19 protein-coding genes are annotated in these 26,396 nt (G+C 68.3%); 13 read left to right on the top strand and 6 right to left on the bottom strand.

Annotated features, from left to right (window positions below):
• Positions 1 to 50: 50 nt before the first annotated feature.
• Entirely contained in the window at positions 51 to 584 is a 534-nt protein-coding gene (locus RBB84_RS22180) for a GtrA family protein (RefSeq protein WP_006553463.1), read from the bottom strand.
• 19 nt (positions 585 to 603) lie between these two features.
• On the opposite strand from RBB84_RS22180, the gene RBB84_RS22175 reads away from it, so the two are divergent.
• Positions 604 to 2,028: an FAD-binding oxidoreductase gene (locus RBB84_RS22175; RefSeq protein ID WP_019290337.1), complete on the top strand. Its 1,425-nt coding sequence runs from the start codon at positions 604 to 606 to the stop codon at positions 2,026 to 2,028.
• Complete coding sequence (locus RBB84_RS22170; RefSeq protein WP_006553461.1) at positions 2,028 to 2,789, top strand: decaprenylphospho-beta-D-erythro-pentofuranosid-2-ulose 2-reductase; 762 nt, start codon at positions 2,028 to 2,030, stop codon at positions 2,787 to 2,789. Before RBB84_RS22175 ends, RBB84_RS22170 begins: the two co-directional genes overlap by 1 nt.
• A 60-nt stretch (positions 2,790 to 2,849) precedes the next feature.
• Here the strand turns inward: RBB84_RS22170 and RBB84_RS22165 are convergent, their stop codons facing one another.
• Positions 2,850 to 3,170 carry a hypothetical protein gene (locus RBB84_RS22165; RefSeq protein WP_350246864.1) on the bottom strand — a complete coding sequence of 107 codons (321 nt, stop codon included), beginning with the start codon at positions 3,168 to 3,170 and terminating at the stop codon, positions 2,850 to 2,852.
• A gap of 156 nt (positions 3,171 to 3,326) precedes the next feature.
• On the opposite strand from RBB84_RS22165, the gene RBB84_RS22160 reads away from it, so the two are divergent.
• Positions 3,327 to 5,255: an arabinofuranosyltransferase gene (locus RBB84_RS22160; protein ID WP_197481954.1), complete on the top strand. Its 1,929-nt coding sequence runs from the start codon at positions 3,327 to 3,329 to the stop codon at positions 5,253 to 5,255.
• Here RBB84_RS22160 and RBB84_RS22155 read toward each other — a convergent pair.
• Positions 5,230 to 5,670 carry a DoxX family protein gene (locus RBB84_RS22155; RefSeq protein WP_064257662.1) on the bottom strand — a complete coding sequence of 147 codons (441 nt, stop codon included), beginning with the start codon at positions 5,668 to 5,670 and terminating at the stop codon, positions 5,230 to 5,232. The two genes, RBB84_RS22160 and RBB84_RS22155, sit on opposite strands and share 26 nt — an antisense overlap.
• A 128-nt stretch (positions 5,671 to 5,798) precedes the next feature.
• Here RBB84_RS22155 and RBB84_RS22150 point away from each other — a divergent pair, with 128 nt between their 5' ends.
• From RBB84_RS22150 to RBB84_RS22120, 7 genes are read left to right on the top strand one after another with little or no spacing between them, the layout of a single operon-like run.
• Positions 5,799 to 6,101 carry an SAV_915 family protein gene (locus RBB84_RS22150; RefSeq protein ID WP_350246863.1) on the top strand — a complete coding sequence of 101 codons (303 nt, stop codon included), beginning with the start codon at positions 5,799 to 5,801 and terminating at the stop codon, positions 6,099 to 6,101.
• A complete protein-coding gene (locus RBB84_RS22145; protein ID WP_252173542.1) occupies positions 6,098 to 6,373 on the top strand; it encodes a hypothetical protein in 276 nt (91 codons plus the stop codon). Before RBB84_RS22150 ends, RBB84_RS22145 begins: the two co-directional genes overlap by 4 nt.
• Positions 6,370 to 7,263 (top strand): hypothetical protein, encoded by an 894-nt coding sequence (locus tag RBB84_RS22140; protein ID WP_350246861.1) that lies wholly within the window; start codon positions 6,370 to 6,372, stop codon positions 7,261 to 7,263. The genes RBB84_RS22145 and RBB84_RS22140 overlap by 4 nt, the downstream gene beginning before the upstream one ends.
• Complete coding sequence (locus tag RBB84_RS22135) at positions 7,260 to 7,529, top strand: hypothetical protein (RefSeq protein WP_350246860.1); 270 nt, start codon at positions 7,260 to 7,262, stop codon at positions 7,527 to 7,529. Before RBB84_RS22140 ends, RBB84_RS22135 begins: the two co-directional genes overlap by 4 nt.
• An 8-nt stretch (positions 7,530 to 7,537) precedes the next feature.
• Positions 7,538 to 8,197, top strand: a complete 660-nt coding sequence (locus RBB84_RS22130) for a hypothetical protein (RefSeq protein ID WP_024102688.1) — start codon at positions 7,538 to 7,540, stop codon at positions 8,195 to 8,197.
• Positions 8,191 to 8,853 carry a hypothetical protein gene (locus tag RBB84_RS22125; RefSeq protein ID WP_252173540.1) on the top strand — a complete coding sequence of 221 codons (663 nt, stop codon included), beginning with the start codon at positions 8,191 to 8,193 and terminating at the stop codon, positions 8,851 to 8,853. Before RBB84_RS22130 ends, RBB84_RS22125 begins: the two co-directional genes overlap by 7 nt.
• Positions 8,847 to 9,506: a hypothetical protein gene (locus tag RBB84_RS22120; protein WP_252173539.1), complete on the top strand. Its 660-nt coding sequence runs from the start codon at positions 8,847 to 8,849 to the stop codon at positions 9,504 to 9,506. The genes RBB84_RS22125 and RBB84_RS22120 overlap by 7 nt, the downstream gene beginning before the upstream one ends.
• Before the next feature lie 14 nt (positions 9,507 to 9,520).
• On the opposite strand, the gene RBB84_RS22115 is transcribed toward RBB84_RS22120, so the two are convergent.
• Positions 9,521 to 12,298 (bottom strand): FAD-linked oxidase C-terminal domain-containing protein, encoded by a 2,778-nt coding sequence (locus tag RBB84_RS22115; RefSeq protein ID WP_350246858.1) that lies wholly within the window; start codon positions 12,296 to 12,298, stop codon positions 9,521 to 9,523.
• Positions 12,299 to 12,428: 130 nt separating this feature from the next.
• Here RBB84_RS22115 and RBB84_RS22110 point away from each other — a divergent pair, with 130 nt between their 5' ends.
• The 3 genes from RBB84_RS22110 (at position 12,429) to RBB84_RS22100 (ending at position 19,866) form a co-directional block, all read left to right on the top strand.
• Positions 12,429 to 15,725 carry an arabinosyltransferase domain-containing protein gene (locus tag RBB84_RS22110; protein WP_350246857.1) on the top strand — a complete coding sequence of 1,099 codons (3,297 nt, stop codon included), beginning with the start codon at positions 12,429 to 12,431 and terminating at the stop codon, positions 15,723 to 15,725.
• A 44-nt stretch (positions 15,726 to 15,769) separates the two neighbouring features.
• Entirely contained in the window at positions 15,770 to 19,078 is a 3,309-nt protein-coding gene (locus RBB84_RS22105; protein ID WP_350246856.1) for an arabinosyltransferase domain-containing protein, read from the top strand.
• Positions 19,079 to 19,224: 146 nt separating this feature from the next.
• Positions 19,225 to 19,866: a TetR/AcrR family transcriptional regulator gene (locus RBB84_RS22100; RefSeq protein ID WP_247848279.1), complete on the top strand. Its 642-nt coding sequence runs from the start codon at positions 19,225 to 19,227 to the stop codon at positions 19,864 to 19,866.
• Positions 19,867 to 19,902: 36 nt separating this feature from the next.
• Here the strand turns inward: RBB84_RS22100 and RBB84_RS22095 are convergent, their stop codons facing one another.
• Positions 19,903 to 21,444 (bottom strand): acyl-CoA carboxylase subunit beta, encoded by a 1,542-nt coding sequence (locus tag RBB84_RS22095; protein WP_350246854.1) that lies wholly within the window; start codon positions 21,442 to 21,444, stop codon positions 19,903 to 19,905.
• A gap of 8 nt (positions 21,445 to 21,452) precedes the next feature.
• Positions 21,453 to 26,375, bottom strand: a complete 4,923-nt coding sequence (gene pks13 / locus RBB84_RS22090; RefSeq protein ID WP_350247713.1) for a polyketide synthase Pks13 — start codon at positions 26,373 to 26,375, stop codon at positions 21,453 to 21,455.
• Between the last annotated feature and the right edge of the window lie 21 nt (positions 26,376 to 26,396).

Genomic DNA, 26,396 nt, shown 5'->3' with positions numbered 1-26,396 from the left:
GCTCGGATCTGGTTGGTCCGACCGTGTATGTCGCCGTCGAACCAACCAGATCAGCGCAGGCGGAAGATCACGACGCGCTGGACGACGAAGTTGATCACCGTCGCGACGCCTTGGGCGACGACGAAGGCGAAGGGCGTGACCCACCACTCGTCGCCGAGGGCTTCGTTGAGTACACGGTTGATGCCGACCTGTGCGGCGAACGTCACTGCGTAGAGGACCACCACGGCTGCGAAACGAACGCGGCTCGGCGGGGCCTTGAAGGTCCAGCGGCGGTTGATCAGGTAGGCGGTGGTGGTGCCGGCCACGAACGACAGGGCCTTCGCGACGTCGCGCGTGACGCCCAGTGCCATGAGCAGGACGTACAGGCCGTAGTCGACGATCGCCGAGAACCCACCGGTCAGGACGAACCGTGTGAGCTGCGTCTTCAGGTCCAGCGCTTCGTCGGCCGTCGAATCGGTCAACGGCAGTTCGGGAGCCAGTGGGGCGTGATGCTCCGGCAGCGGCTGCACATGGTCGTGGGATTCCGGCACGCAGACGAGGGTAACGCCCGTGAGGAACAGCATCTTGCCGGGTGACCAGGACACACGGGTAGCCTTTATCCCGATGTCCACGACAGCTACGGAGCAGGCGAGCGAGCCGCTCCCCACCCAGACCCGCACCCTGACCGGCTGGGGGCGCACTGCGCCGACCACCGCAGAGGTGCTGTCCACCCCCGACGTCGAAGTGATCGCCAAGGCGGTCGCGCGGGTCGCGGAAGACAACGAGTCGAAGCCGTCGCACCTGCGGCGCGGCGTGATCGCACGCGGGCTCGGACGCTCCTACGGCGACCCCGCGCAGAACGCGGGCGGGCTCGTCGTCGATATGACGGCGCTGAACAAGATCCACAGCATCGACCGTGACTCCCGCAAGGTCGTGGTGGACGGTGGTGTGAGCCTCGACCAGCTCATGCGCGCCGCGCTGCCGTTCGGTCTGTGGGTGCCCGTCCTGCCGGGCACGCGCCAGGTCACCATCGGTGGAGCGATCGGTGCCGACATCCACGGCAAGAACCACCACAGCGCGGGCAGCTTCGGCAACCACGTCAAGTCCATCGACCTGCTCACCGCCGACGGCCAGGTCCGCACGTGCACCCCCACCGGGCGCAACGCCAAGCTGTTCTGGGCGACCGTGGGCGGAATGGGTCTGACAGGCATCATCCTGCGCGCGACCATCGAGATGACCCCCACGGAGACGGCGTACTTCATCGCCGACAGCCGCCGCACCGAGTCGCTCGACGAGACGATCGCCCTGCACAGCGACGGTTCGGAAGCGAACTACGACTACTCCAGCGCATGGTTCGACGCCATCTCGCCGGAGCCGAAGCTCGGCCGCGCCGCAGTCTCCCGAGGCAACCTCGCGAAGCTCGACCAGCTGCCGAAGAAGCTGCAGAAGGACCCGCTCAAGTTCGACGCGCCGACCCTGCTGACCCTGCCCGACGTATTCCCGAACGGGCTGGCCAACAAGTTCAACTTCTCGGTGATCGGTGAGCTGTACTACCGGAAGACGAAGAACGCCGACAACCAGGTCCAGAATCTGACGGCGTTCTACCACCCCCTCGACCTGTTCGGGGAGTGGAACCGCGGCTACGGACCCAACGGCTTCCTGCAGTACCAGTTCGTGGTGCCGCCGGAAGCGGTCGAGGAGTTCAAGAAGATCATCCGCGACATCCAGGCGTCGGGACATCACTCGTTCCTCAACGTGTTCAAGCTGTTCGGTGAAGGGAACAAGGCTCCGCTCAGCTTCCCCATCCCCGGCTGGAACATCTGCGTCGACTTCCGGATCAAGCCGGGCCTGAACGAGTTCGTGCGCGAACTCGACAAGCGGGTCCTCGAGTTCGGTGGTCGCCTCTACACCGCGAAGGATTCGCGGACCGACGCGGAGACCTTCCACGCCATGTACCCGCGGATCGACGAGTGGCTGAAGGTGCGCCGCTCCGTCGACCCCACGAACGTCTTCGCCTCCGATATGTCCAGAAGGTTGGAACTCCACTGATGATCAACGCCGTCGGCAATCCCCAGACCCTGCTGCTGCTCGGTGGCACCTCCGAGATCGGCCTGGCCATCGTCGAGGAGTACCTCCGCAAGGCACCGGCCCGCGTGATCCTCGCGGCCCTGCCCGGCGACCCGCGTCGTGAGGACGCCGTCGCCCAGGCGAAGTCCGCGGGTGCGACGCAGGTCGACCTGATCGACTTCGACGCGCTCGACACGGCGAGCCACCCGGCCGTCATCGACCAGGCGTGGAAGGACGGCGACGTCGACATCGCGATCGTCGCCTTCGGTCTGGACGCCGACGCCGAGGAGCTGTGGCAGAACCAGAGCAAGGCCGTGCGGGTCGCGGAGGTCAACTACACGGCCGCCGTCTCCGTGGGTGTGCTGGTGGGCGAGAAGATGAAGGCGCAGGGCTTCGGGCGCATCATCGCGATGTCGTCGGTTGCCGGCGAGCGCGTCAAGCGCGCCAACTTCGTCTACGGTTCCACCAAGGCCGGCCTCGACGGCTTCTTCCTCGGACTCGGTGAGGCGCTGCGCCCGTTCGGGCCGCGCGTGACCGTCGTGCGCCCCGGCCAGGTGCGCACGCAGTTCAGCGCGCACGTCGACGAGGCCCCGCTCACCGTGAACAAGGAAGATGTCGCGAAGCTCGCTGTCGCGGCCTCCGATCGCGGCAAGGAGATCGTCTGGGCGCCGGGCACCTTCCGGTTCGTGATGATCGTGCTGCGTCACCTGCCGCGCGCGATCTTCCGCAAGCTGCCGATCTGACAGACGTGCACCCTCTGCCCCGCCGGACCCGTTTCGGCGGGGCAGTCGTCTTTTCGGGGTCTACCGGACGTAGCCGGTTCCGCTGTGGATCATCCCGGGCGGCCCGTAGCACCAGTGGTTGATCGACCCTTCGTTCACGAAGACACCGTTCACCATGCCGTCCTGCCCCGCCTCGTTCGTCGCGTAGCCGACACCCGGCGCCCCGACGACGATGCACTGGTAGGGATCGACGCCGTGGTGGTCGTACAACCGGCCGTCGATGGGACCGCCGGGCGCACCCGGTTCGATCACCGGATACGCCGAGGCCTGCGCCGCCCCGAAGACGAGGAGAGGCGCCGTCGCGAGCGTTGCAAGGGCCGCACGAACTGCTTTACCTGTCATGATCTGAGCCTTCCGTTCGGATTCCCCGGGCGGTACCGACAGCCCGGTTTCCCGACGCAACTTCCAGGATGAAGGTCCCGACCGGTGGACGGCGGCGTTTTGGCGGCGCGGATCGGGCCACCACTCGTCTCGCGGACGCATCTCTATGCTCGTGGGGTGCTCGCCGACACTCCTGTAGCAGTAGCCCCGTTACGCCGTGCCGTCTCGACGCTCGTGCAGTTCGTCTGCGCAGCGCTCGTCGCAGCACTCGTCGCCGCGGTGGGGCTGTTCGCTTTCGACCGTGTGCAGTGGCCGGCGTTCAATTCGTCGAACGTGACGCAGGCCGTCACCACCGTGATGCAGTTCGCGGCACTCGCCGTGCTCGGCCTGTCGATCTATCTGTTGCGTCGCCGCAGATGGGTGACGGGGGCGCGGGTGCTGTCGTGGGCGGCGCTGTCCGGCCTGGTCACCGCGACCCTCGGGATGCCGCTCGCCGCGACCCGCCTCTACCTGCACGGCATCTCCGTCGACCAGGAGTTCCGCACCCAGTTCCTCACGCGACTGACGGACAGCGCGGCGTTGCGCGACATGAACTACGCCGACCTGCCGTCGTTCTATCCGGCCGGGTGGTTCTGGATCGGTGGCCGTGTCGCGAATCTGCTGGGTATGGACGGCTGGGAAGCGTTCAAGCCGTATGCGATCGGTTCGCTGGCGGTCGCGGCGGTCGTCGCGCTGGTGCTGTGGTCCGAATTGGTCCGCTCCGATCTGGCGGTGCTCGCCGCCACCGCGACGACGCTGGTCGTGCTGGCCTACGGTTCGCCGGAACCCTACGGAGCGGTGATCGCGGTGCTGGTCGCGCCGGCGTTGGTGCTGGCCTGGGGTGGTTTCCTGCCCGCTACACGCGGTGGCCGGGGACGACAGGGCTGGGGTGCCGTCGTGGGGACGGGCCTGTTCCTCGGTCTCGCCGCGACCTTCTACACCCTCTATCTCGGTATCGCGGCGTTCGCGGTGACGGTGATGGCCGTCGTCGCGGCGTACCTCGCGCGTCGCGCCACCGGGTCGTGGCGCGCGGTCCTTCCGGTGCTCGTCCGTCTCGTGGTGATGGCGTCGATCGCGGTGCTCGTCGCGTTGATCGTGTGGGCGCCGTTCGTGTTCGACGTGCTGGGCGGTAATCCCCCGTCCGAGTCCGGGACCGCGACCCACTATCTCCCCGATGCCGGTGCGCGACTGCCGTTGCCGATGTTCCACATGTCCCTGATCGGACTGTTGTCGTTGCTGGGCACCGTGTGGCTCGTGGGCCGGGCGTCGTCGTCGCATCGGGCGCAGGCGCTCGGGCTCGGGGTGATCGCGGTCTACCTGTGGTACCTCGCCTCGATGGCGTTGACCGCCGTGGGCAACACCTTGCTTGCGTTCCGTCTCGAGGTCATCCTGCTCGTACTGCTCGCTGCGGCAGGCGCATTCGCCTTCGTCGACTTCTCGCGTTGGATCAGCCTGGCGACCAGCGAGAATCCGCGCGTGCGCAGGGTTCTCGTGGCGGTGGGTGCTCTCGGTGCGCTGGCGTTCACCCAGAACATCCCCCAGGTGCTCGGGAGCGAGATCACCGTCGCCTACACCGACACCGACGGGGCCGGTGAACGCGCCGACCAGCGACCCGCCGGAGCCGCGTCCTACTACGCCGAGGTGGACGACGTCCTGCTGTCCCAGCTGGGCGGCGAGCGTGACGACCACGTGGTCCTCACGGCCGACACGTCCTTCCTCGCCTACTACCCGTACTTCGGTTTCCAAGCCCTGACCTCGCACTACGCCAACCCGCTGGCGGAGTTCTCCGCGCGGGCCGCAGCGATCGAGGAGTGGTCGGAACTCTCCTCCCCCGGCGAACTGCTCGCCGCCTGGGAGGAGTTGCCGTGGAGAGCCCCCGACGCCGTCGTCTTCCGGCAGGGCGCCGAGGGCTACACGCTGCGTCTGGCCGAGGACGTCTACCCGAACGATCCCAATGTGCGGCGGTACACGGTGACCTTCCCCAAGGAACTGTTCTACGATCCCCGATTCACCGTGACCGAGGTGGGGCCGTTCGTCGTCGTCACCGCGACGGGCGAACCGGCATGATGCGACGAACTCCGATGTCGCGCAACCACAATCCACCCCATACCAGAATTCCGGTGTAGATCGGGAAGAGAGTCGTGCTGACGATCGGCTGCTCGGTGAGCAGATTCGTCGCGACAGCACCGCCGAGATAGCCGGTGAGGAGTGCGGCGCCGAGGATCGCGGTGGGCGGCAGGACGTAGGCGATCAGGCAGATCAGCAGGACCACGCCGAAAACGCGGTTGAGGCTCGGATCGAACCCGAGATCGGCCATCGCTTCCTGCACCTGCGAGACGTTGGCGATGTGGATGATCGAGTCCCACAGCAGGAACAGGACGACGAGGCCGCTGACGATCAGGCCTGCGATGCGGGCGGTGCGTGAGGGCGCCGCGGCGGTGTCGTCGCGGGTGCCGGTGGTGGATGCGGTGAAGGTGTTCATGACGGCCTCCTGGTAGGTGGGCAGCGGTGCTGTCGCAGATACCGACCGGGCAGGAGCCGGAAACTCATCGCCGCTGCGGTAAGGTCGCGGCGAGTCGTACGGGGGGTACGACGGAATCGGGGGATTCGATGAGCGACGTTCTGTATGTGCCGATCCGACGCCGCGACAGTTCCGGGCAGGTTCGGCTCGAGATGCGCACACTGCCCGACGGCCGGCTGGCGTTGCCCGCCTACACCTCACCGAAGGAACTGGCCCGCTGCTGCGGACCGCAGCAGCCGTGGATGGGCGTCGACAGCACAGGGCTGCAGGAGGTCCACCGGACCACCGGGTACGACGTGGTCCTGCTCGACGGCCGACAACCACCGCCACCCCCGGTCGGGGACGACGACCGTCCGTTCGAGGACCCACTCGGCAGGAGAGAGACCCGGTGAGCATCGACATCGGCGACCTCGACGCGGTCGCGAAGCACCTGGCGACCGGAGCGATGGGCATCGACGAACTCGGATCCGATCCAGCACCGATACCCGACGCAGGTGCCGCCACCGCACTGCTCGTCGACACTCTCGGGTCGATTGCTTCCGCGCTGGACGCGGCGGTCCGGTCGCTGGCCGATGCAGCAGACGCCGCCCAGGACAGTCTGCGCGCCTACCAGGACGCCGAGTCGCACACTGCTCAGGAGATGGCGAAGGCCGGTGAGGGATGAGCCTCGACACCCGAGTCTTCGGCGACCCCACCTCCTGCTACGCATGCGCGGATTCGCTCACTGCCCTCGCCACGGGTGTGAACGACCGACTGAAGGCGGCACGCGACGGACGCACCGAGTCCGAGTACGAATTCAGAAGCCCTGCGGGAGATGCGTTCCGCACGACGCTCGACCGCATCATCACGGGGACGACCGAGGCCGCAGACCAGATCGACGTGATCGCCGCTGCCCTGCGCGCATTCGCCGACGGACTCGTCACCGTCCGGTCACGCATGTCGCAGGCCGAGGCGACAGCGGCGGAAGCCGGTATTCCCGTGGAGTTCGGCGTCGGCATCGGTGATCCGATCGATATCGACCCCAACTCGTACGACATTGCACCCCAGGTACTTCGGGCGAAGCAGATCGCGGCCTACGAAACGGCTGCGGGGCTCGTCGCGAACGGTCGCGCGGTCGAAACCGGAGCGCACAGCGCGCTCGCGGAAGCCTTGCGCGGGCCGACGACGATTCTGAAGGACGCAGGAGCCCAGTGGGGAGGCTGGTTCTGCACACAGTCGGTGGGTATCTGGCTACGGCGGTTTCCGAGCTGTCGAAATGGGGAGACCTGGCCGAGGCACGCGGCGCGAACCTTGCTCGGCTGCGTGAGCTTGCCGCGGAAGCGGCGCGGTTGGGTGATCCGTACCCAGAAGCTACTGCGGCCAGGGCTGTTCGGGCCTTCCAAGGGGGTGCGGACGATGCTGCACGATTCGCTGCGGAGAACTCGCGACTGCTTGCCGGGCTCGGTGACAACAAGGTCATCCGATTTCTTGGCAGCAGTTTCGGCGAACATATCCCTAAAGGGACCGAACTGGCGCATTTCGGGTCGAAAGTTCCTGTCGTGGGTGGAATTTTGACCGCCGCCCAGACATATGACGACGTCATGAATGCCGAAACAACGGGAGATGCCGTAAAGGCGGTCGCAAAGGATGTCGGTGGATTCGTCGCTGGAACGGTTGCAACCGAGTTGATTCTTGCAAGTGCGGCCGGTGGTCCCGTCACTTTGCTTGCGGTCGGCGCCGGGGTCGGTGTCGCGTTTGGTGTGGGCGAAGTAATCGAACACTGGGACGACATATCCGGTGCCGTCGGTTCGGCGGCGCGCTGGGCTGGAAACCTGTTCTGAGGACGAGAATGAACGAGGACAATCTCCCTCCCATGCCTGACACGATCACCGGTGTACCTCGCCCGCCTCACGCACCACGCATTCATAACGGCATCGAGTACACACCGACCGACCGACAACCACGAAAACCACCGGAAGCACCGGACCATCTCGGTCCCACTCTCGAATGGTTCCAACCTCACGTCCGCGAAAAATACATCAGCGCATTTACCCTGATGACCATTACGGTCGCGTTCTTCACAATCTCCAACGGGGATCTTCGCTGGATTCACTGGTGGGGTGCGTGGCTCATCATCACTGCGGGTGGCTGGCTGATGTTTCGCGGGATCAGGAACCATTGGACGGCAGCAGGATCCACATGGGTGCAATGTCGCGACAGCTGGGTCGACACCTACCACCTCACCCGTATACGTTTCTCCGCAGACGGGCCGAACCGCGTTCTTCGTTTGAAAGACGCTCACGGCAACGAGATCCACTCGTTCAAGATCAGCGACATTCAAGGAAACCCTGACCTGTGGGATCTGGTCTACAACGGCATCCTCCACTCCGTCGCGTCGGACAACTGCGACATCGACGCCAAGACCCGCCACATCCTGAAGATCCCCTACGAACTCGGGCCGCGCCCAACCAGAAGCGAACGCATCAGAGGACGACGCCGCAGATGGTGAACCCCATCGATCTACCACCGATGCCGGATTCGATCACAGGCGAACCCCGCCCACCCCGGGCGCCCCGCATCTACCACGGCACGGAATACACACCAGTCAAGCGCTCCCCACGAAACCCACCGAAGGCACCGGATCACCTCGGACCCACCCTCGAATGGCTCCAGCCCAGCCTTCGCGACCAGTACGGCGATGCCGCGATGCTCGCCGGACTACTCTCGGTATTCGGGACGATCAGCGCAGGGGGATTCAGCTGGGTCCTCGAATGGTGGGCATGGGGTCTGCTCGCGCTCTTCCCATGGATGATGTTCCGGACCTCCGGAAACCACTGGACAGCAGCCGGTGTCAGTTGGGTGCAGTGGCGCGGCAGTTGGGTCGACACATACAAACTCACCCGCATCCAATTCTCCGCTGACGGCTACAGCCGTGTTCTTCGGTTGAAAGATGCCCACGGCAACGAAATCCACTCGTTCAAGATCAGCGAGATCCAGCGCAACCCCGACCTGTGGGACCTCGTCTACAACGGCATCCTCCACTCCGTCGCGTCCGGCAACTGCGACATCGACGCCAAAACCCGCCACATCCTGAAGATCCCCTACGAACTCGGGCCACGCCCCACCCGAAGCGAACGCATCAGAGGACGACGCCGCAGATGGTGAACCCCATCGATCTACCACCGATGCCGGATTCGATCACAGGCGAACCCCGCCCACCCCGGGCGCCCCGCATCTACCACGGCACGGAATACACACCGCTCGACCGCAACCCACGGAACCCACCAGATGCACCGGAGCATCTCGGCCCCGTTCTCGAATGGCTCCAGCCCACCGTGCGCGACCGATACATCGGCGCATTCCTCATAGCGGCAATCTTGGTCGTGTACCTCACCGTCATCAATGGAGACTTTCGCTGGATCCACTGGTGGATCATGTGGGTCATCATCCCTGGAAGTTCACTATTGTTGTTCTTCGGCAAGGGAAACCACTGGACTGCAGCCGGTGCCGCCTGGGTCCAATGGCACGACAGCTGGGTCGATACCTACCATCTCACTCGCATCCGCTTCTCCGCTGATGGGCCCAGTCGTGTCCTGCGACTGAAAGACGCCCACGGCAACAAAATCCAATCGTTCAAGATCAGCGAGATCCAGCGCAACCCTGACCTGTGGGATCTGGTCTACAACGGCATCCTCCACTCCGTCGCGTCGGGCAACTGCGACATCGATGCCAAGACCCGCCACATCCTGAAGATCCCCTACGAACTCGGGCCGCGCCCCACCCGAAGCGAACGCACCAGAGGGCGACGCCGCAGATGATGAGCCCGCCGTACCTACGGCAGTCGTGAGGCCAGCAACTCCGCCAGATGCGTGCCGCGCCGCGTCGTGAGGTCGCTCAGCTGGGTACGGCACGAGTAGCCGTCGGCGAGGATCACCGCGTCGTCGGATGCCGCCTCGACCGCCGGCAGCAGTTGGGTTCGCGCGACCGCCACCGACACGTCGTAGTGCCCGCGTTCGACTCCGAAATTCCCGGCCAGGCCGCAGCAGCCGGCGAGGCGCTGCACGTCGGCACCCGCGCGTCGCAACAGTGCGGCGTCGGCGCCCCATCCCATGACGGCGTGGTGGTGGCAGTGGGGTTGTGCGACGATCCGTGTGCCGTCCAGCGACGGTGGTTCCCAGTCGGCGAGGAGTTCGGCGAGGGTCGTGGTGCTGTCGGCCACGAGACGCGCGGGTGCGGACCCGAGCAGTTCGACTGCGTCGGAACGCAGGACGGCGGTACACGACGGTTCGAGACCGACGATCGGCATGCCGCTGCGGAAGAGTTCGGCGACGGTGCGGCCCAGGATCTTCCGGGCCTGGTCGAGCTGGCCGGTGGTGATCCACGTCAGGCCGCAGCAGCGGGGTTCGTCGGTGAGGTGCACGCTGTGTCCGGCGGCTTCGAGCACGCGCACGGCGGCAACCCCGATCTCCGGGGTGAAGTACTCGGTGAAAGTGTCGACGAACAGCAGCACCGGATCGCCCGTGCGGGATCGTCGCGAGAGGGTGTCGGCGAACCACTTCCGGAAGGTGCGGGGCGCGAACCTCGGTACACGGCGGCGGCGGTCGAGACCGGCGACGGTCAACCCGAGCGGGGCGACCCCCGGAGCGCGGACAAGGGCGTTGACGGCGCGTGGCGCACGGGAGGCGATCGCCGCCCACTGCGGCAGCCTGCCGAGACCGTAGTGACTGACGGGCCGTCGCCGTCCCCGGTAGGTCTGGTGCAGCACTTCGGATTTGAGGGTTGCCATGTCGACCCCGGTCGGACAGTCCGACAGACATCCCTTGCACGACAAGCACAGATCGAGCGTCTCGTGCACTTCCGGCGACTGCCACGACTCGTCGACGAGGTGCCCGTTGAGCATCTCCTGCAGCGCCCGTGCTCGTCCGCGCGTGGAGTCCTTCTCCTCGCGGGTCGCGAGGAAGGACGGGCACATCACTCCGCCGGTGCCGGTATTGTCGGCGCGGCACTTGCCGATCCCGGTACACCGGTGCACTGCCTGCGTGAAGTCGCCGCCGTCCTCGAGATAGCGGAAGGCCAGGCCCTCCCGGATCTTCCCGGCCGCCGGGACGCGCAGGTCGGCGTCGACGGGCCGCGGGTCGACGAGCACGCCGGGGTTGAGGACGTTCTCCGGATCGAAGACCGACTTCACAGCCCCGAACAGTGCGAGCGCGTCGGGTGAGTACATCACGGGCAGCAGTTCGCTCCGGGCACGCCCGTCGCCGTGCTCCCCCGACATCGACCCGCCGTATTCGGCGACGAGTTCAGCTGCCTCGAAAAGGAATTCGCGGAACAGACCCGGAACCTCGAGGGGGATGTCGAGGCGGATGTGGATGCAGCCGTCGGCGAAGTGCCCGTAGGGATAGCCGGTGACGTCGTATCCGGCAAGCAGTTCCTCGAAGTCGCGGAGATAGTCGCCGACGCGGTGGGCAGGGACGGCGGCGTCCTCCCATCCCGCGTGCGCGGGCAGTCCCTTCGGACTTCTCGCCGACAGGCCGGCTCCCTCCTCCCGGATACGCCACAGCGCAGCGGCACGCGCCTGGTCCTCGACGTGCAGGGCGTCGGTCGCGGCGGCGGCCTGCGCGAGTGCCTTCGCCCGGCCGCGCACCTCGTCGGCGTCGTCACCGGCCAGTTCGACGAACAGCCAGGCCGCACCCGACGGCAGGGGCGGTACCGCCTGCGGTCCGCGCCGGTGCCGGACGATGTCGACGATCCGCGAGTCGAGCCCTTCGCACGCCGTGGGCCGGAAACCCAGTAGTCCGTGCGCGGCGTTGCCGGCAGCGACGATGTCTGGATAGCCGAGCACGACCATCGTGCGGACGGCAGGGTCGGCGACCAGCTGCACCGTCGCCTCGGTCGTGATCCCGAGGGTGCCCTCGCTACCGACGAACAGCTTCCGGACGTCGAAACCGTTCTCCGGCAACAGATGCTCGAGTGCATAACCCGACACCTGCCGGCCGAAGCGACCGAATTCGGTGCGGATGGTCGCGAGGTCGCGGGCGACGATCTCCCGCAACGGTTCCAGCACCGGATCCTCGCCGGGCAGCGTCAGCGGGTGCCCGGTGCCGGTGAGCACTTCGAGCGCGACGACGTTGTCGGATGTGCGGCCGTAGCCGAGCGCCCGCGCCCCGCACGCGTTGTTACCGATCATCCCGCCGATCGTGCACCGGTTGTGGGTGGACGGATCGGGGCCGAAGCGCAGACCGTGCGGTGCCGCGGCGCGCTGCAGTTCGGCCTGCACGACACCCGGTTGCACCCGCGCGGTCCGGGTCTCTGGGTCGACGGAGAGCACCCGGTTCAGGTGACGCGAGAAGTCGATGACCACGCCAGGCCCGACAGCGTTGCCCGCGAGCGAGGTGCCGGTGCCGCGGGAGGTGAGGGGGACACCTTCCCGGCGGCACACGTCGAGGGTCGTGGCGACGTCGTCGATCGATCGGGCGCGCACCACGGCCTGTGGCGGGACGCGATAGAGAGAAGCGTCGGACGAGTACAGCGCGCGCGTGGTCGAGTCGTCGCAGACCTCCCCGATGCCCGCCGCGCGCAGAGCGCGCCCGATCGGGGTGGAGGTCCTCATAGACAGCGATGCTAGTGGCGGGAGGCATCGCTCCGGACGTGGTCGGACAGAACCGCGGAGTACCCGCGAGTGGTGCGAGCGGAGCGGCACGCGCCGGCCCCGTGACGGGACTCGCCTAGCATCGACCCTTGTGCCAGCCGATACCGCTTCGCCCGGGAAAACCGATTCGTCCGACCCGACATCGCGCGTCCGCACAGCGCGGATCGTCGCGATCGTGTCGGGACTGCTCGGGTTCGTGCTGGCTCTGACCCTGCCGTTCCTGCCGGTTCGGCAGGAGACCGGCGAACTGGAGTGGCCGCAGAACGGCAGCATCGACAGTGTCGAGGCGCCGCTCGTCACCTACGCCCCGCTCACGCTGCGGGTCAGCGTGCCGTGCGCTGCGGCAGAGCAGGTCGGTTCCGACGGTGGCACGCTCGTCTCGACCATCCCGTCCGGATCCCCCGACGCGACGGCGGAGGGCCTGGTGATCCGCGCGGTACCCGGTGAGGACGGCGCCCCCCGCACCGTCGAGGCCGTCCTGCGCAACTCGGTGCTCGTCTCGGCGCCGCTCGACGAGCCGTGCACAGCGGTGACCGTGGCATCGAACTCCGAACGCACCGCCGCCGAGATCGTGGGCGCGGACCCTCCGGTCGCGATCGAGCTCGAAGGTGACGAGCGGCCGCAGATGGTCGGTGTCTTCAGCGACCTCACCGGCGCCGCGACTGCGTTCGAACCCGACGGTGACGACTCCACCGAGCGGTTGTCGGTGCGCGCCGAGCTCGACTCGCGGTTCACCTCGACCCCCACGGTGCTCAAGCTCCTCGCGATGATCGTGTGCGCGCTCACGACGCTGGTCTCCCTCGTCGCTCTGCATCGACTCGACGGGATCGACGGGCGCCGCGCGCGCCGGTTCCTGCCGGCCCGCTGGTGGCGGTTCACCCTCGTGGACGCGGTGGTCGTGAGCACTCTGCTGCTCTGGCACATCATCGGCGCGAACACCTCGGACGACGGCTACATCCTCAACATGGCGCGGGTGTCCGGCGACGCCGGATACATGGCCAACTACTTCCGCTGGTTCGGTGTGCCCGAGGCGCCGTTCGGCTGGTTCTACGACGTGCTCGTCGTGTTCGCACAGGTCTCGACGTCGAGCGTGTGGATGCGCCTGCCCACGCTCATCGCGGCGATCCTGTGCTGGATGGTCATCAGCCGCGAGGTCATCCCCCGGCTCGGTGTCGCCGTCCGGCACAGCCGGGTGTCGCTGTGGACGGCCGGGCTGGTCTTCCTCGCCTTCTGGCTCCCCTACAACAACGGTCTGCGCCCGGAGCCGATCATCGCGGTCGGTGCGCTGCTGACCTGGTGTTCGATCGAACGCGCCATCGCGACCGGGCGCATGCTGCCCGCCGCGATCGCGGTCCTCATCGCGGCCTTCTCTCTCGCCGCCGGCCCGACCGGCCTGATCGCGGTGGCCGCGCTCGTCGCCGGGATGCGCCCGCTTGTGAAGGTTCTTATCGCGCGCCGACATCTCGTCGGTGTCGTCGCGCCCCTCGCGCCGATCCTGGCGTCGGGCACCGTCGTGCTCATCGCCGTCTTCGCCGACCAGACGCTCGCGTCGGTCCTCGAAGCGACCCGCGTGCGTTCGGCCGTGGGCCCGAACGTGCCGTGGTTCGACGAGCGACTGCGGTGGGACGCACTGCTCACCGTCTCCCCCGACGGTTCGCTGGCCCGCCGGTTCGGCGTGTTCGTGATGCTGTTGTGCCTGGTCGTGTGCGTCATGCTGATCCTGCGCAAGGGCCGCATCCCGGGCACCGCTATCGGACCCTCGCGGCGCATCCTCGGCATCGTCTTCGCGTCGTTGCTGCTCATGATGCTCACGCCGACGAAGTGGACACACCACTTCGGTGTGTACGCGGGCCTGGCCGCGTCGGTGGCTGCGCTCGCCGCGATCGGAGTGGGCTCGGTCGGCATCCGATCGGCCCGCAACCGGGCGCTGTTCACCGCCGGGGTGCTGTTCGTCCTGGCGATGGCCTTCACCGGTTCGAACGGCTGGTGGTACGTCTCGAGCTACGGCATCCCGTGGTGGGACAAGCCGCCGTCGATCTCCGGTTACGCCTTCTCCACGGCACTGCTCGGCCTCACGGTGCTCGCCCTGCTCCTCGCCGCGTGGTTCCACCTGCGCGAGCCGTTCACCACGCCGCGACCCGACCGCAACGGCAGGGTGCGGGCCCTGGCGTCGGCCCCGCTCACGCTGGTCGCGGCGGCGGTGGTGCTGTTCGAGGTGCTGTCGCTGCTCAAGGGCGCGGTCTCGCAGTACCCGGCCTATTCGATCGCCAAGTCGAACGCGGCGGCCCTCACGGGCAACTTCTGCGGACTCGCCGACGAGGTGCTCGTCGAGTCCGAACCGAACGCGACGATGTTGCAGCCTCTCGACGGTGATGCGGGCGAGGCCCTGGGTGCGGGCACGGCCGTCGGTTTCACCCCGAACGGCGTGGCCCTCGACCTCACCGCCGACGCGGAGACCACCACGACCGGTGGCGCCAACACCGTCGACAGCGAGGAGGGCGGCACCACCACATCCACCAGCGCCGGCACCGAGGGCGGTCGCACCAGCGACGAGGGCATCAACGGCAGCACCGTGAAGCTGCCCTTCGGCCTCGACCCGCAGACCACGCCCGTCCTCGGCAGCTACCGCTCCGGCGTGCAGCAGTCCGCCGAACTCGAATCCGGCTGGTACGCGCTGCCGGAGCGCACCGACGAGACACCGCTGCTGGTCGTGACCGCGGCGGGGCGCGTCCGCTACGTCGACCCCGACGGTGTCATCACCCCCGGTCAGGACGTGCTGCTGGAGTTCGGTTCGTCATCCGGGGACGACGTGACGCCGCTGGCCACGCTCGCCCCGATCGACATCGGCCCGTCGCCGTCCTGGCGCAACCTGCGCGTGCCGAGCGACGCGATCCCGGCCGACGCCGACGCCGTGCGGATCGTCGTCGACGACGGTGACCTCTCCCCCGACCAGTGGGTCGCGGTCACGCCGCCGCGGATGCCGCGCATGCAGACCCTGCAGGAGGTCGTCGGATCCGACGCCCCGGTCCTCATCGACTGGTCGGTGGGTCTCGCCTTCCCGTGCCAGCGACCCTTCGGGCACCGCAACGGTGTCGCCGAGGTCCCCGAGTACCGCATCCTCCCGGACCGGGTCGGGGCCGACGCGACGAACGGCTGGCAGGACGACATCGGCGGCGGACCGCTCGGCTGGATCCCGCTTCTGTTGAACGCCGAGGCCGTCCCCACCTATCTGAACCACGACTGGGATCGCGACTGGGGATCGCTCGAGCAGTACCGTCCGATCGACCCGGATGCCTCCCCCGCGGAGGTCACCACCGACGTGACGACCCGCTCCGGCCTGTGGTCGCCGGGCCGCATCCGTGACGGGGTCCCCGTCCTGCTGGAGTAAGGGCGAGTGCCGTCACACCACGTCGCCGGATACCATCGACTCCCGTGCCCGACGACGTGACGACCTCACCCGCGCCCGCTCCGACCGCCCCCCGGTCGATGGGCGAGGACCTTCGCATTCGGTACCGGACTGCGCGACTCGTCGCCGTCGTCGCCGGGTTGCTCGGCATGATTTTGGCGCTGGCCACACCGTTTCTCCCGGTCCGCGTGACCGAGGCGACGATGTCGTGGCCGCAGGACGCGGCGGCGACCGACGTCGAACTGCCGCTGATGTCGCAGGTCCCCCTCCAGCTCCGCGCCACCGTGCCGTGCAGCGCCGTCGCGGAGATGCCCGGCGACGGCGGGATGCTGCTCGCGACCGCCCCCACCAACGGGCAGGACGCCGCCCTCAACGCGATGTTCGTGCGGGTCGGCGCCGAGAACGTCGACGTGCTCGACCGCAACGTGGTGGTCGCGACCGCGCCGCGCGCCGACGTCGAGTCGGGTGCGTGCAGCGAACTGCAGATCTTCTCCGACTCCGAACGCACCACCGCCGAGTTCGTCGGCCTCTCGGACGAGAACGGCAACCCGCGGTCGGGTGAGCTCACCGGCGACCTGCGGCCGCTCGTCGTGGGCGTGTTCAGCGACCTGCCGACCGCGGTTCCCGGCCTCGACGTCACCGTCGATGTCGATTCCCGGTTCACGTCGTCGCCGACGCTGGTCAAGTCCCTCGCGATGGTCCTCGCGGTGCTGTCGACGGCACTCGCGCTCGGCGCGCTGGCCAAGCTCGACGGCACGGACGGTCGCGGTCACCGCCGCTTCCTGCCGTCCCGCTGGTGGAAGTTCACCGGCGTCGACGTCGTCGTGGTCCTCACGCTCGTCGGCTGGCACTTCTTCGGCGCGAACACCTCGGACGACGGCTACCTGCTGACCATGGCCCGGGCGGCGGAGAACTCCGGCTACATGGCCAACTACTTCCGCTGGTTCGGTGTCCCCGAAGCTCCCTTCGGCTGGTACTACGACGTGCTGGCGGCGTTCGCGAAGATCTCCACGGCCAGCCCATGGATGCGCATCCCGGCACTGATCGCCGGAATCCTGTGCTGGATGGTCATCAGCCGTGAGGTGGTGCCGCGTCTCGGCCGGGCCGTGCGGCACAACCGCATCGCACTGTGGACCGGCGGACTGGTCTTCCTCGCCTTCTGGCTGCCCTACAACAACGGTCTGCGGCCCGAGCCGATCGTCGCGCTCGGTGCGCTGCTGACCTGGTGCTCGATCGAACGCGCCATCGCGACCGGTCGTCTGCTGCCCGCCGCGACGGCGGTGTTCATCGGCGCCTTCACCCTCGCCGCTGCACCGACCGGCCTGATGTGTATCGCCGCGCTCATCGCCGGCATCCGGCCGATGACGCGGATCATCGTGCGCCGCCACCGCGAGGTCGGCACCCTGCCACTGCTCGCCCCGATCGGCGCCGCCGGGATGCTCGTGCTCGTCGTGGTGTTCTCCGACCAGACCCTCGCCGCGGTCCTCGAGGCGACCCGCGTGCGCACCATCATCGGCCCCAACGAGGAGTGGTGGAACGACTTCCTCCGCTACTACTACCTGATGGTGCAGACCGTCGACGGGTCGCTGCCGCGCCGCTTCGCGTTCCTCACGATGCTGCTGTGCCTGTTCACGACGCTGTTCGTGCTGCTGCGCCGCCGCCGGATCCCCGGCGTCGCCGTGAGCCCGACCTGGCGTCTGCTCGGCATCGTCTTCGGCACGATCTTCTTCATGATGTTCAACCCCACGAAGTGGACCCACCACTTCGGGGCGTACGCAGGCATCGCCGGATCGCTCGCGACGGTCACCGCCGTCGTGGTCTCCGCGAGCGCATTGCGGTCGCGGCGCAACCGCACGATTTTCCTCGCCGGAGTGCTGTTCGTCCTGGCGGTGTCGTTCGCCGGCATCAACGGCTGGTGGTACGTCTCGAGCTACGGCGTGCCGTGGTTCGACAAGACCGTCTCGCTGAGCGGCTACCAGTCGAGCTCGCTGTTCCTGGTCCTGTTCGGTCTCGCCCTGGTGCTCGTCGCGTGGCAGTACCTCCGCGAGGGCTACGCACCGCCGCCGGAGTCGCCCGAGACGAAGAAGGGCCGGCGGATCCGCGCCCTCGCGGCTGCGCCGCTCACGGTCGTCGCCGCGGTGATGGTGCTGTTCGAGGTGCTGTCGCTGCTCAAGGGCGCGGTGTCGCAATACCCGGCGTACTCGCTCGCTCGCTCCAACATCGGGGCGGTCGCCGGGCAGACCTGCGGTCTCGCGAACGACGTGCTCGTCGAGGCCGACCCCAACGAGGGACGCCTCGAACCGATCATCGACCCCGCCGATCCGCCGGCAAACGACGACCCGCTCGCCGGTGCGGCGCCGCGCGGTTTCACTCCCGACGGCGTGCCGTCCGACCTGACCGCCGACTACGTCGAGGTCAAGCCGGGCCAGGGCAACACCGACAACCAGAGCGTCGGCCCGACCTTCGAGACGGGCGCGGGCGGCGGCACCACGGGTGGTTCCGGTGAGCAGACCGTCAACGGCAGCACCGTGCGTCTGCCCTTCGGGCTCGACCCGTCCGTCACCCCGGTGCTCGGCAGCTACCAGGAGGGTGTGCAGGAACCCGCCGCGCTCACCTCCAGCTGGTACGCCCTTCCCGGGATCACCGACGAGACGCCGCTGGTGATCATCTCCGCGGCCGGTCGCATCTGGTCGTACGACGACACCGGTGCACTGACCTACGGCCAGTCGCTGCTCGTCGAGTACGGCACCCGCCAGGCCGACGGCAGCGTCGAGGCGAAGGGCACCTACCTGCCGCGCGACATCGGCCCCGCACCGTCGTGGCGGAACCTGCGTGTGCCGCTCGCCGACCTGCCCGACGACGTCGACGCCGTCCGCATCGTCGCCAACGACCCCAACCTCACCGGCGACCAGTGGCTGGCGTTCACGCCGCCGCGCGTCCCCACCCTCGAGCGGCTCGACGCCCAGCTCGGTTCCGAGCAGCCGCTCCTGCTGGACTGGGCCGTGGGTCTGCAGTTCCCGTGCCAGCGGCCGTTCGACCACTGGGCCGGTGTGGCCGAGATGCCGAACTACCGGGTCCTCCCCGACCGTCCGCTCGCGGTGTCGTCGACCGACACCTGGCAGTCGGCCGACAACGGTGGCCCGCTCGGCTTCGCGGAGGTCCTGGCGCGACCCGAGCAGGTGCCCACCTACCTCGAGAACGACTGGGGGCGCGACTGGGGTTCGGTGGAGCGGTACGTGCGCTTCTACCCGAATGCGCAGCCGGCCGAACTGACCACCACCGAGGTGACGAGGTCCGGGTTGTGGAAACCCGCGCCGATGCGCGTCTACGAGTGACGGGGGCCGGTCGGATCGTCGCCGTGGTGACCGCCCCCGGCTTCACGTACCTGCCCGGTGTCGGCAGCTGGACGGTTCCCTGATCTTCCGGCCGCGACAGGGTCGGGGCATCCCAGAATCGGGTTTCGGTTATCTAGAATGAGCGGGTGACCACCGAGAATTCAGCTGGGTCGACCCTGTCGCCCCGCGCCTCCGAGGCCGTGAAGCGAAGCCTGACGCCCCGACAGAAGGCCGCGAGCCGCGACGTCGACACCCTGATCCGGTGCGGACGCGAACTGCTCACCCGGGGCGAACCCGCGCGCGTCGCCGACATCGTGGCCGCCGCGGGACTCTCCAACGACGCCTTCTACCGCTACTTCAAGAGCAAGGGCGATTTCGTCGACGCCGTCGTCGAAGAGGGCGGACACCGACTCGTCCGGTATCTGCGTCACAAGATCGACAAGGCCGCCGATCCCGAGGCCGCCCTGCGCGCCGGCATCGCGGCCGTCCTGAACCAGGCCGTCGATCCCGAGATCGCCGCCGCCACCCGCAACGTCGTGTCCTCCGCCGGCGGCCGGTCGCATGCACCGAAGGTGCGCGAGGACCTGGAGAAGGCGGTCGCGGAGGTGCTCACCGGTCCCATCGCCGATCTGGGATCGGCCGACCCGCAACGGGATTCGCTCACCACTTCGATCCTGCTGCTCGCGGTGATGGAACACCTGTTGTGGCGGGACGCGTCCACCTTCGACGCCGACGCAGAGGTCGAGCAGATCGTCGGATACGCGAGACGGGGCCTGCGCACGTCCTAGTGCACAGACCCCGTCGGCGCGGGTTCTCCGGCTGTTCTACAGCGGCAGCAGGTGATGCTTCCGCGGGTTCTTGAACACTTCCTTGTCGCGGAGGAGGGTGAGCGCCTTACGGATCTCGAGGCGGGTCGTCGACGGCTCGATCACCGCGTCGACGTATCCGCGCTCGGCCGCGATGTACGGCGTGGCCACGTGCTCGTTGTAGAAGTTGATGAGCTGCTGGCGCACCGCGGGAGCGTTCTCGCCCGCGGCCTCGATCTGCCGGCGGCCGATCACCGCGACAGCCGATTCGGCACCCATCACGGCGATACGCGCGGTGGGCCACGCGAAGTTGATGTCGGCGCCGAGCTGCTTCGAACCCATCACGGCGTAACCGCCGCCGTAGGCCTTACGCACCACGACGGTCACCTTCGGGACGGATGCCTCGACGTACGAGAACAGGAAGCGGCCACCACGCTTGATGACGCCGATCTTCTCCTGCTCGACACCGGGCAGGAAGCCCGGGGTGTCGACGACGAACACGAGCGGGATGTCGTAGGCGTCGCAGACACGCACGAAGTGCGCGGCCTTGTCGGCAGCGGCCGCGTCGAGCGCACCCGACAGGTACAGCGGCTGGTTCGCCACCACGCCCACCGCCCGGCCGTCGACGCGGGCGTAGCCGGTGATGATGTTCGGCGCGGTCTGTGCGCGGACCTCGAGGAACTCGCCGTCGTCGAAGATCTTCAGCAGGATGTCGTGCATGTCGTAGCCGGAGTTGTCGGCGTCGGGCATGAACGTGTCGAGTTCGAGATCGTCGGGCGTGATCTCCGGTTCGAGACCGGGATTGATGATCGGAGGCTTCTCCTGCGCGTTGGACGGCATGTAGCTCAGGTACTGCCGCACCCACTCGAAAGCGGCCTTCTCATCCGGCGCGACGTGGTGCACGTTGCCGTACTCGGCCTGCTGACGGGCACCGCCGAGCTCCTCGAGGCTCACGTTCTCACCGGTGACCGCCTTGATGACGTCCGGGCCGGTGACGAACATGTGGGCGCCTTCGGTGGCGACCACGACGTCGGTGTTGATCGGCGCGTAGACCGCACCACCGGCGCAGTTGCCGACGATCACCGAGATCTGCGGGCACAGACCCGACAGCGGCTCGTGACGCTTGCCGATCTCGCCGTACCAGGCGAGCGAGGTGACGGCGTCCTGCACGCGGGCACCACCGGAGTCGTTGATGCCGACGACGGGGCAACCGATCTTGAGGGCGAAGTCGAGGACCGCGGCGACCTTGCGGCCGAACATCTCACCGACGCTGCCGCCGAAGACGGTCTGGTCGTGGGAGAACACCGCGACCGGGCGGCCGTCGACCGTGCCGTGCCCGACGACGACGGCGTCGCCGTACATCGCATCGTCGCGGCCCGGCATCTTCATCAGCGCGCCGATTTCGACGAAGCTGCCCCTGTCGAGCAGCATGTCGATGCGCTCGCGAGCGCTCGGGATGCCCTTCTTCGCGCGCTTGGCGATCGCGAGTTCGCCGGCAGGCTCCTTCGCGATCTCCAGCTTCTCGCGCAACTCGGCCAGCTTCTGTGCCGTGGTGCTCACTTCTTCGTTCAGCTCCTCGAGGCCTCGATGTCGGCCAGCTTGCGGGTCAGGTCTTCCCCCACCTTCGAGATGTACGGCTCGTCGACGATCTGCAGGTGATCGCCGCCGACGTGCACGACCTCGAGATCCGCGACGACCTCGCCCCACCCACCGTCGGGCTGCCGGGTCCCGAAGGCCGGCTCGAGATCGATCGCGTCGTCGTGATACTTGTCGGCCATGTACAGCACGACCTTGCCGTCGTAGGGCAGCAGCTCCGCGGTCTGGATGGCGCGGTTGTCGAGCCACGACGTGCGCTGGTGCTCGATGATGCCGCCGGGGATCTGCGCCCCGCTCAGCTCGAGCAGACCCATCAGGATGCCGATCTGCTCCTCGTCGCTGCCGGCCTCGGCCAGCAGGTCGTAGGGCAGCGGCGCGTCGACCCCGTAGGTCTTCTTCGCGAACGCCGAGTAACGCTGCCAGCGCTTGCGGATCTCGTCGGGCGTGTCCTCGACCTTCTCACCGGCCATGACGGTGTCGATGAGGCCGACGAGACGCACGTCCTTGCCCTCCTCGCGGAGCAGACGGGCCACCGCGTAGGCCAGGACACCGCCGAGCGACCAGCCGCACAGCACGTACGGGCCGTCGCCCTGGATCTCCTTGATGAGCGGCAGGTACGCCTGTGCGCGGGTGTCGATCGGGCCCTCGGTGCGCTCGAAACCGAACACCGGGGTGTGCGCGGGCAGGCGGCGCAGCAGCGGCTCGTACGCGACCGTCGAACCACCCGCGGGGTGAAAGACGAAGACCGGCACGGTGTCCGATCCCTCGGCGCGGGGCCGCAGGGTGCGCACGAGTCCGTCGATGCGATCGGCGGATTCGAGATGCTGACGGACGGTCTCGGCGAGCTGCTCGACGGTCGGGGCGGAGAGCACGTCGTCGACGGTGATCTCACCCTCGGCCCGCTCGGTCAGCCGTGCCGCGAGCTTCTCGGCGACATCGCGGTCGAGCTTCGGCAACCGGTTGAAGATGCCCTTGGCCGACTTGCCCGTGACCACGGCCCACGAGGCGAAGGTCAACCGTTCCGCGGCGTCGCGCGGCGGCACGTCGACACCGCTCGACTCCTGCTCGGACTCGGCCGTCTCGGGCGCGGTCTGTGCTTCGGTTTCGGCTTCGGCTTCGGCTTCGGCGAGAATCTGCTCGGCCTCGCCCACCGCGGTGGTGTCCTCGACCTCGGGAAGATCGTCCTGCTCCGCAGCGGCGGCGCGTTCGGCTGCCTTCTCGGCGGCCTGCTGCTCGGCGAGCTGCGCGACCTCCTCGCGGTTCTCGACGGCGTATCGCAGGTACTTCGCGACGTCGCGCAGGCTCGCGTCCTTGACCGCCGACAGCTGCAGCTGCGGGATGTCGAACTCGTACTCGACGCGGTTCTTGATGCGGACCGCCATGAGCGAGTCGAGGCCCAGCTCGATGAGCGGGATCTCGGCGGGCAGATCCTCGGGCGCATAACCCATGGACTCGGCGACGATCAGCGTCAGGCGGTCGTCGAGGCTCTGCGATCCGTTGGGATCCCACTGGTCGCCGAACGACTCGACGACCTCGGGAAGCTCCTCGGCCTGCGCGGCCGGCTTCGCGGCCACCGCGACGGGCGCGGGCAGCGGCTCACCGGAGGTGACGACACCCTCGTGGACGAGCGTGAAACCGTCGCCGGTGTTCGCGTGCACCTGCAGTGACGCGCCACCCGGGTGCCGGGTGAGCGTCGTGGTGAGGGTGCCGGTCGCGGGGACGTCGGTGTGCGGGATGGACGCGGTGAGCGTGACATCGGACAGCACCTGCGAGGCCGCCGCGACGACCAGCTCGGCCGCATCGGTGACGGCGGATGCCTGCACCTCCCACACGTAGCGGCCGTCGGGCAGTGCGACCCGGGCGCCGGGCGCGCGGCCGCTGCCGGAGGTGCCGATGCTGGCGTCGACCCAGTACGGCTTGCGCAGGAAGGCGGTGCGCGGCAGGTCGGCGTAGCCGCCTTCCGGCAGCAGCGTCCTCAGATCGACGGACTGCCCGTGCACGTACAACTGCGCGAGCGCGGTCAGCACACCGAGGGACTCGTCCTCCTTGCGCTTGAGCGTCTGGATGAACTGGCCGTCCTGCACACCGGCGTCGAAGGCCGTCGCCGCGACCGACATGAGCGTCGCGGGGTTGGCGTTGAGCTCGACGAAGGTGGTGTGCCCGTCGGACAGCGCCTGCCGGATCGCCTGCGTGAAGTACACGCTGTGGCGCATGCCCTTGGTCCAGTACTCCACGTCGTGGATGCCCTCGTGACCTGCGCGGTAGAGGGTCTCCTGATCGACCGACGAGTACAGGTCGACCTTCAGGCGGTGCGGTTCGATGCCGGCGAGCTCGGCCGCGAGCTCGCCGAGGATCGGATCGACCTGCGAGGTGTGGCTCGCACCCTTGGTCTGCAGGACCCGGGCGAACTTCTCCTCGGCCTCGGCACGCGCGACGATCGCGTTGACCTGCTCCTGCGGGCCACCGATGACGGTGTGCGTCGGCGCCGCGTAGACGCAGACCTCGAGCTGCGGGAAGTCGGGCAGCACGTCGGTGATCTCGGCGGCGCTGTACTCGACGAGCGCCATGAGGCGGATGTCGTCGCCGGTCAGGCCGGATTCGGCCTCACCCATCAGACGCGAACGCGAGCAGATGACGCGCACGGCGTCCTCGAGCGAGAGTCCGCCCGAGATGTAGGCGCCGGCGGCCTCACCCATCGAGTGGCCGACGACCGCGGCGGGCTCGACACCGTGGTGGCGCAGCAGCGCGGCGAGACCGATCTGGATCGTGAAGATGCCGACTTGCGCCGTCTCGACGTCGTAGTCCTGCGCGTCGTCGAGGAACTTCTCCTTCATGGAGTAGCCCGACTCGTCGTAGATCAGCTCGTCGACCTCGTCGACGGCCGCCGCGAAGACAGGGTTCTCCAGGTACAGCTGCTTGGCCATTTTGCGGTGCTGGGCACCGAAGCCGGAGAGCACCCACACCGCGCCCTTGGAGGCGGGAGCGTCGGCGGTGAACACGCCCTGCGCGGGCTTGCCGGCGGCGACGGCACGCAGACCGGCGATCGCCTCACCGTGGTTGCTCGCCACGACGATCGCGCGGGACCGGCCGTGGTTGCGACGAGCGAGCGTGCGGGCGACGTCGGCGAGCGGCGTCGTGCTGCCCTTCTCGGTCTCGAGCCAGTCGGCGAGATCGGCGGCGGCACGGCGGCGACGCGACGGCATCGCAGCGGAGACGGCGAGCAGGACGGGCAGCTCGCGGGCCTGCTCGGTGGTCTCCGCGGCGGGGATCTCCTCCGGCAGGACCTCGACCTCGGCCTCGGACGCTTCGAGCCCCTCGGGGCCGGTGTACTCGCGCACGACGACGTGCGCGTTCGTGCCACCGAAGCCGAAGCCGGACACACCGGCGACGGCGCGACCGGTGTAGCGCGGCCACTTCGCGCCCTCGGGGATGACCTTCAGGTGCGCGCTGTCGAACGGGATGTACGGGTTGGGCGCGGTGTAGTTGAGCGTCGGGGGCAGCTGATCGTTCTGCATCGCGAGAACGACCTTGATGAGACCGGCCGCACCCGCGGCGGACTCGAGGTGACCGAAGTTGGTCTTGGCCGAACCGAGCAGGACCGGCTTGTCGTCCTCGCGGCCACGACCGACGACGCGGCCGAGCGCGTCGGCCTCGATCGGGTCGCCGAGCACCGTGCCGGTGCCGTGCGCCTCGATGTAGTCGACACCGGACGGCAGGATCTGCGCGTCGCGGTAGGCGCGGCGCAGCACGTCGACCTGCGCTTCGGGGTTGGGAGCGGCCAGGCCGTTGGAGCGGCCGTCCTGGTTGACGGCCGAACCGGCGATCACCGCGAGGATGTCGTCGCCGTCGCGCTCGGCGTCCTCGAGACGCTTGAGAACGACGAGACCCCCGCCCTCGGCGCGGATCATGCCGTCGGCGTCGGCGGAGAACGCCTTGATGCGGCCGTCGGGTGCCATGACGCCGAGTTCGTCGAAGCCGAGGGTGCCGGCCGGGGCCAGCAGCATGTTGACGCCACCGGCGAGGGCGACGTCGGCTTCGCCGTTACGCAGCGCACGTACGGCCTGGTGCACGGCGACCAGCGACGACGAGCACGCCGTGTCGAGCGTGACCGACGGGCCGTGGAAGTCGTAGAAGTACGACACGCGGTTCGCGATGACCGCGGTGGAGGTGCCGGTGAGCGCGTAGGGATGCGCTGCGGACGGATCGCCGACCGCGAGGAGCATGTAGTCGCTCGCCGAGCTGCCGATGAACACACCGACCGAGCCGCCCTTGAGGTCGCTCGGCGGGATGTGCGCGTGCTCGAGTGCTTCCCAGGTCAGCTCCAGCGCGAGGCGCTGTTGCGGGTCGACCATCTCGACTTCGCGCGGCGACATCGCGAAGAACTCGGCGTCGAAGCCCTTGACGTCGTCGAGGTAGCCGCCCCTGGTGTTGGCGTTGCGGATCGACTCCCACACGGCGGGATCGTTCTCGAACTCCGACCAGCGGCCCTCGGGCAGATCGGAGATGCCGTCGCGTCCGGACGCGAGCAGCTCCCACATCTGTTCGGGGGTGTCGACGTGGCCCGGCAAACGGGTGGACAGACCGACGATGGCGACGTCCTTCGAACCCGCCGCGGCACCGACCGTGTACAGGGCGGAGTCGTCCTCGGCGGGTGCCTCGGGCTCACCTTCGATGATGCGCGTCGCGAGCGACGCGATCGTCGGGTGCTGGTAGGCGATCGTCGCGTTGAGGGTGACACCGAGGAGTTCCTCGATCTCACCCGCCATGGCGACCGCGTCCCGGGAGGACAGCCCGAACTCCTCCATCGGACGATCGTCCGAGATCTGGGAGACCGGCTGCCCGGTCGCGTCGGCGATCCAGTTGCGCAGCCATTCGCGCAGCTGCGCAACCGTCATTTCAGTGTCAGACATCAACCC

The sequence above is a fragment of the Rhodococcus sp. D-6 genome, assembly GCF_040256695.1.
Lineage (GTDB): Bacteria > Actinomycetota > Actinomycetes > Mycobacteriales > Mycobacteriaceae > Rhodococcus > Rhodococcus pyridinivorans.
Note: the sequence above shows the minus strand (reverse complement) of the source record. Positions and strands in the feature narration are given on the sequence as shown.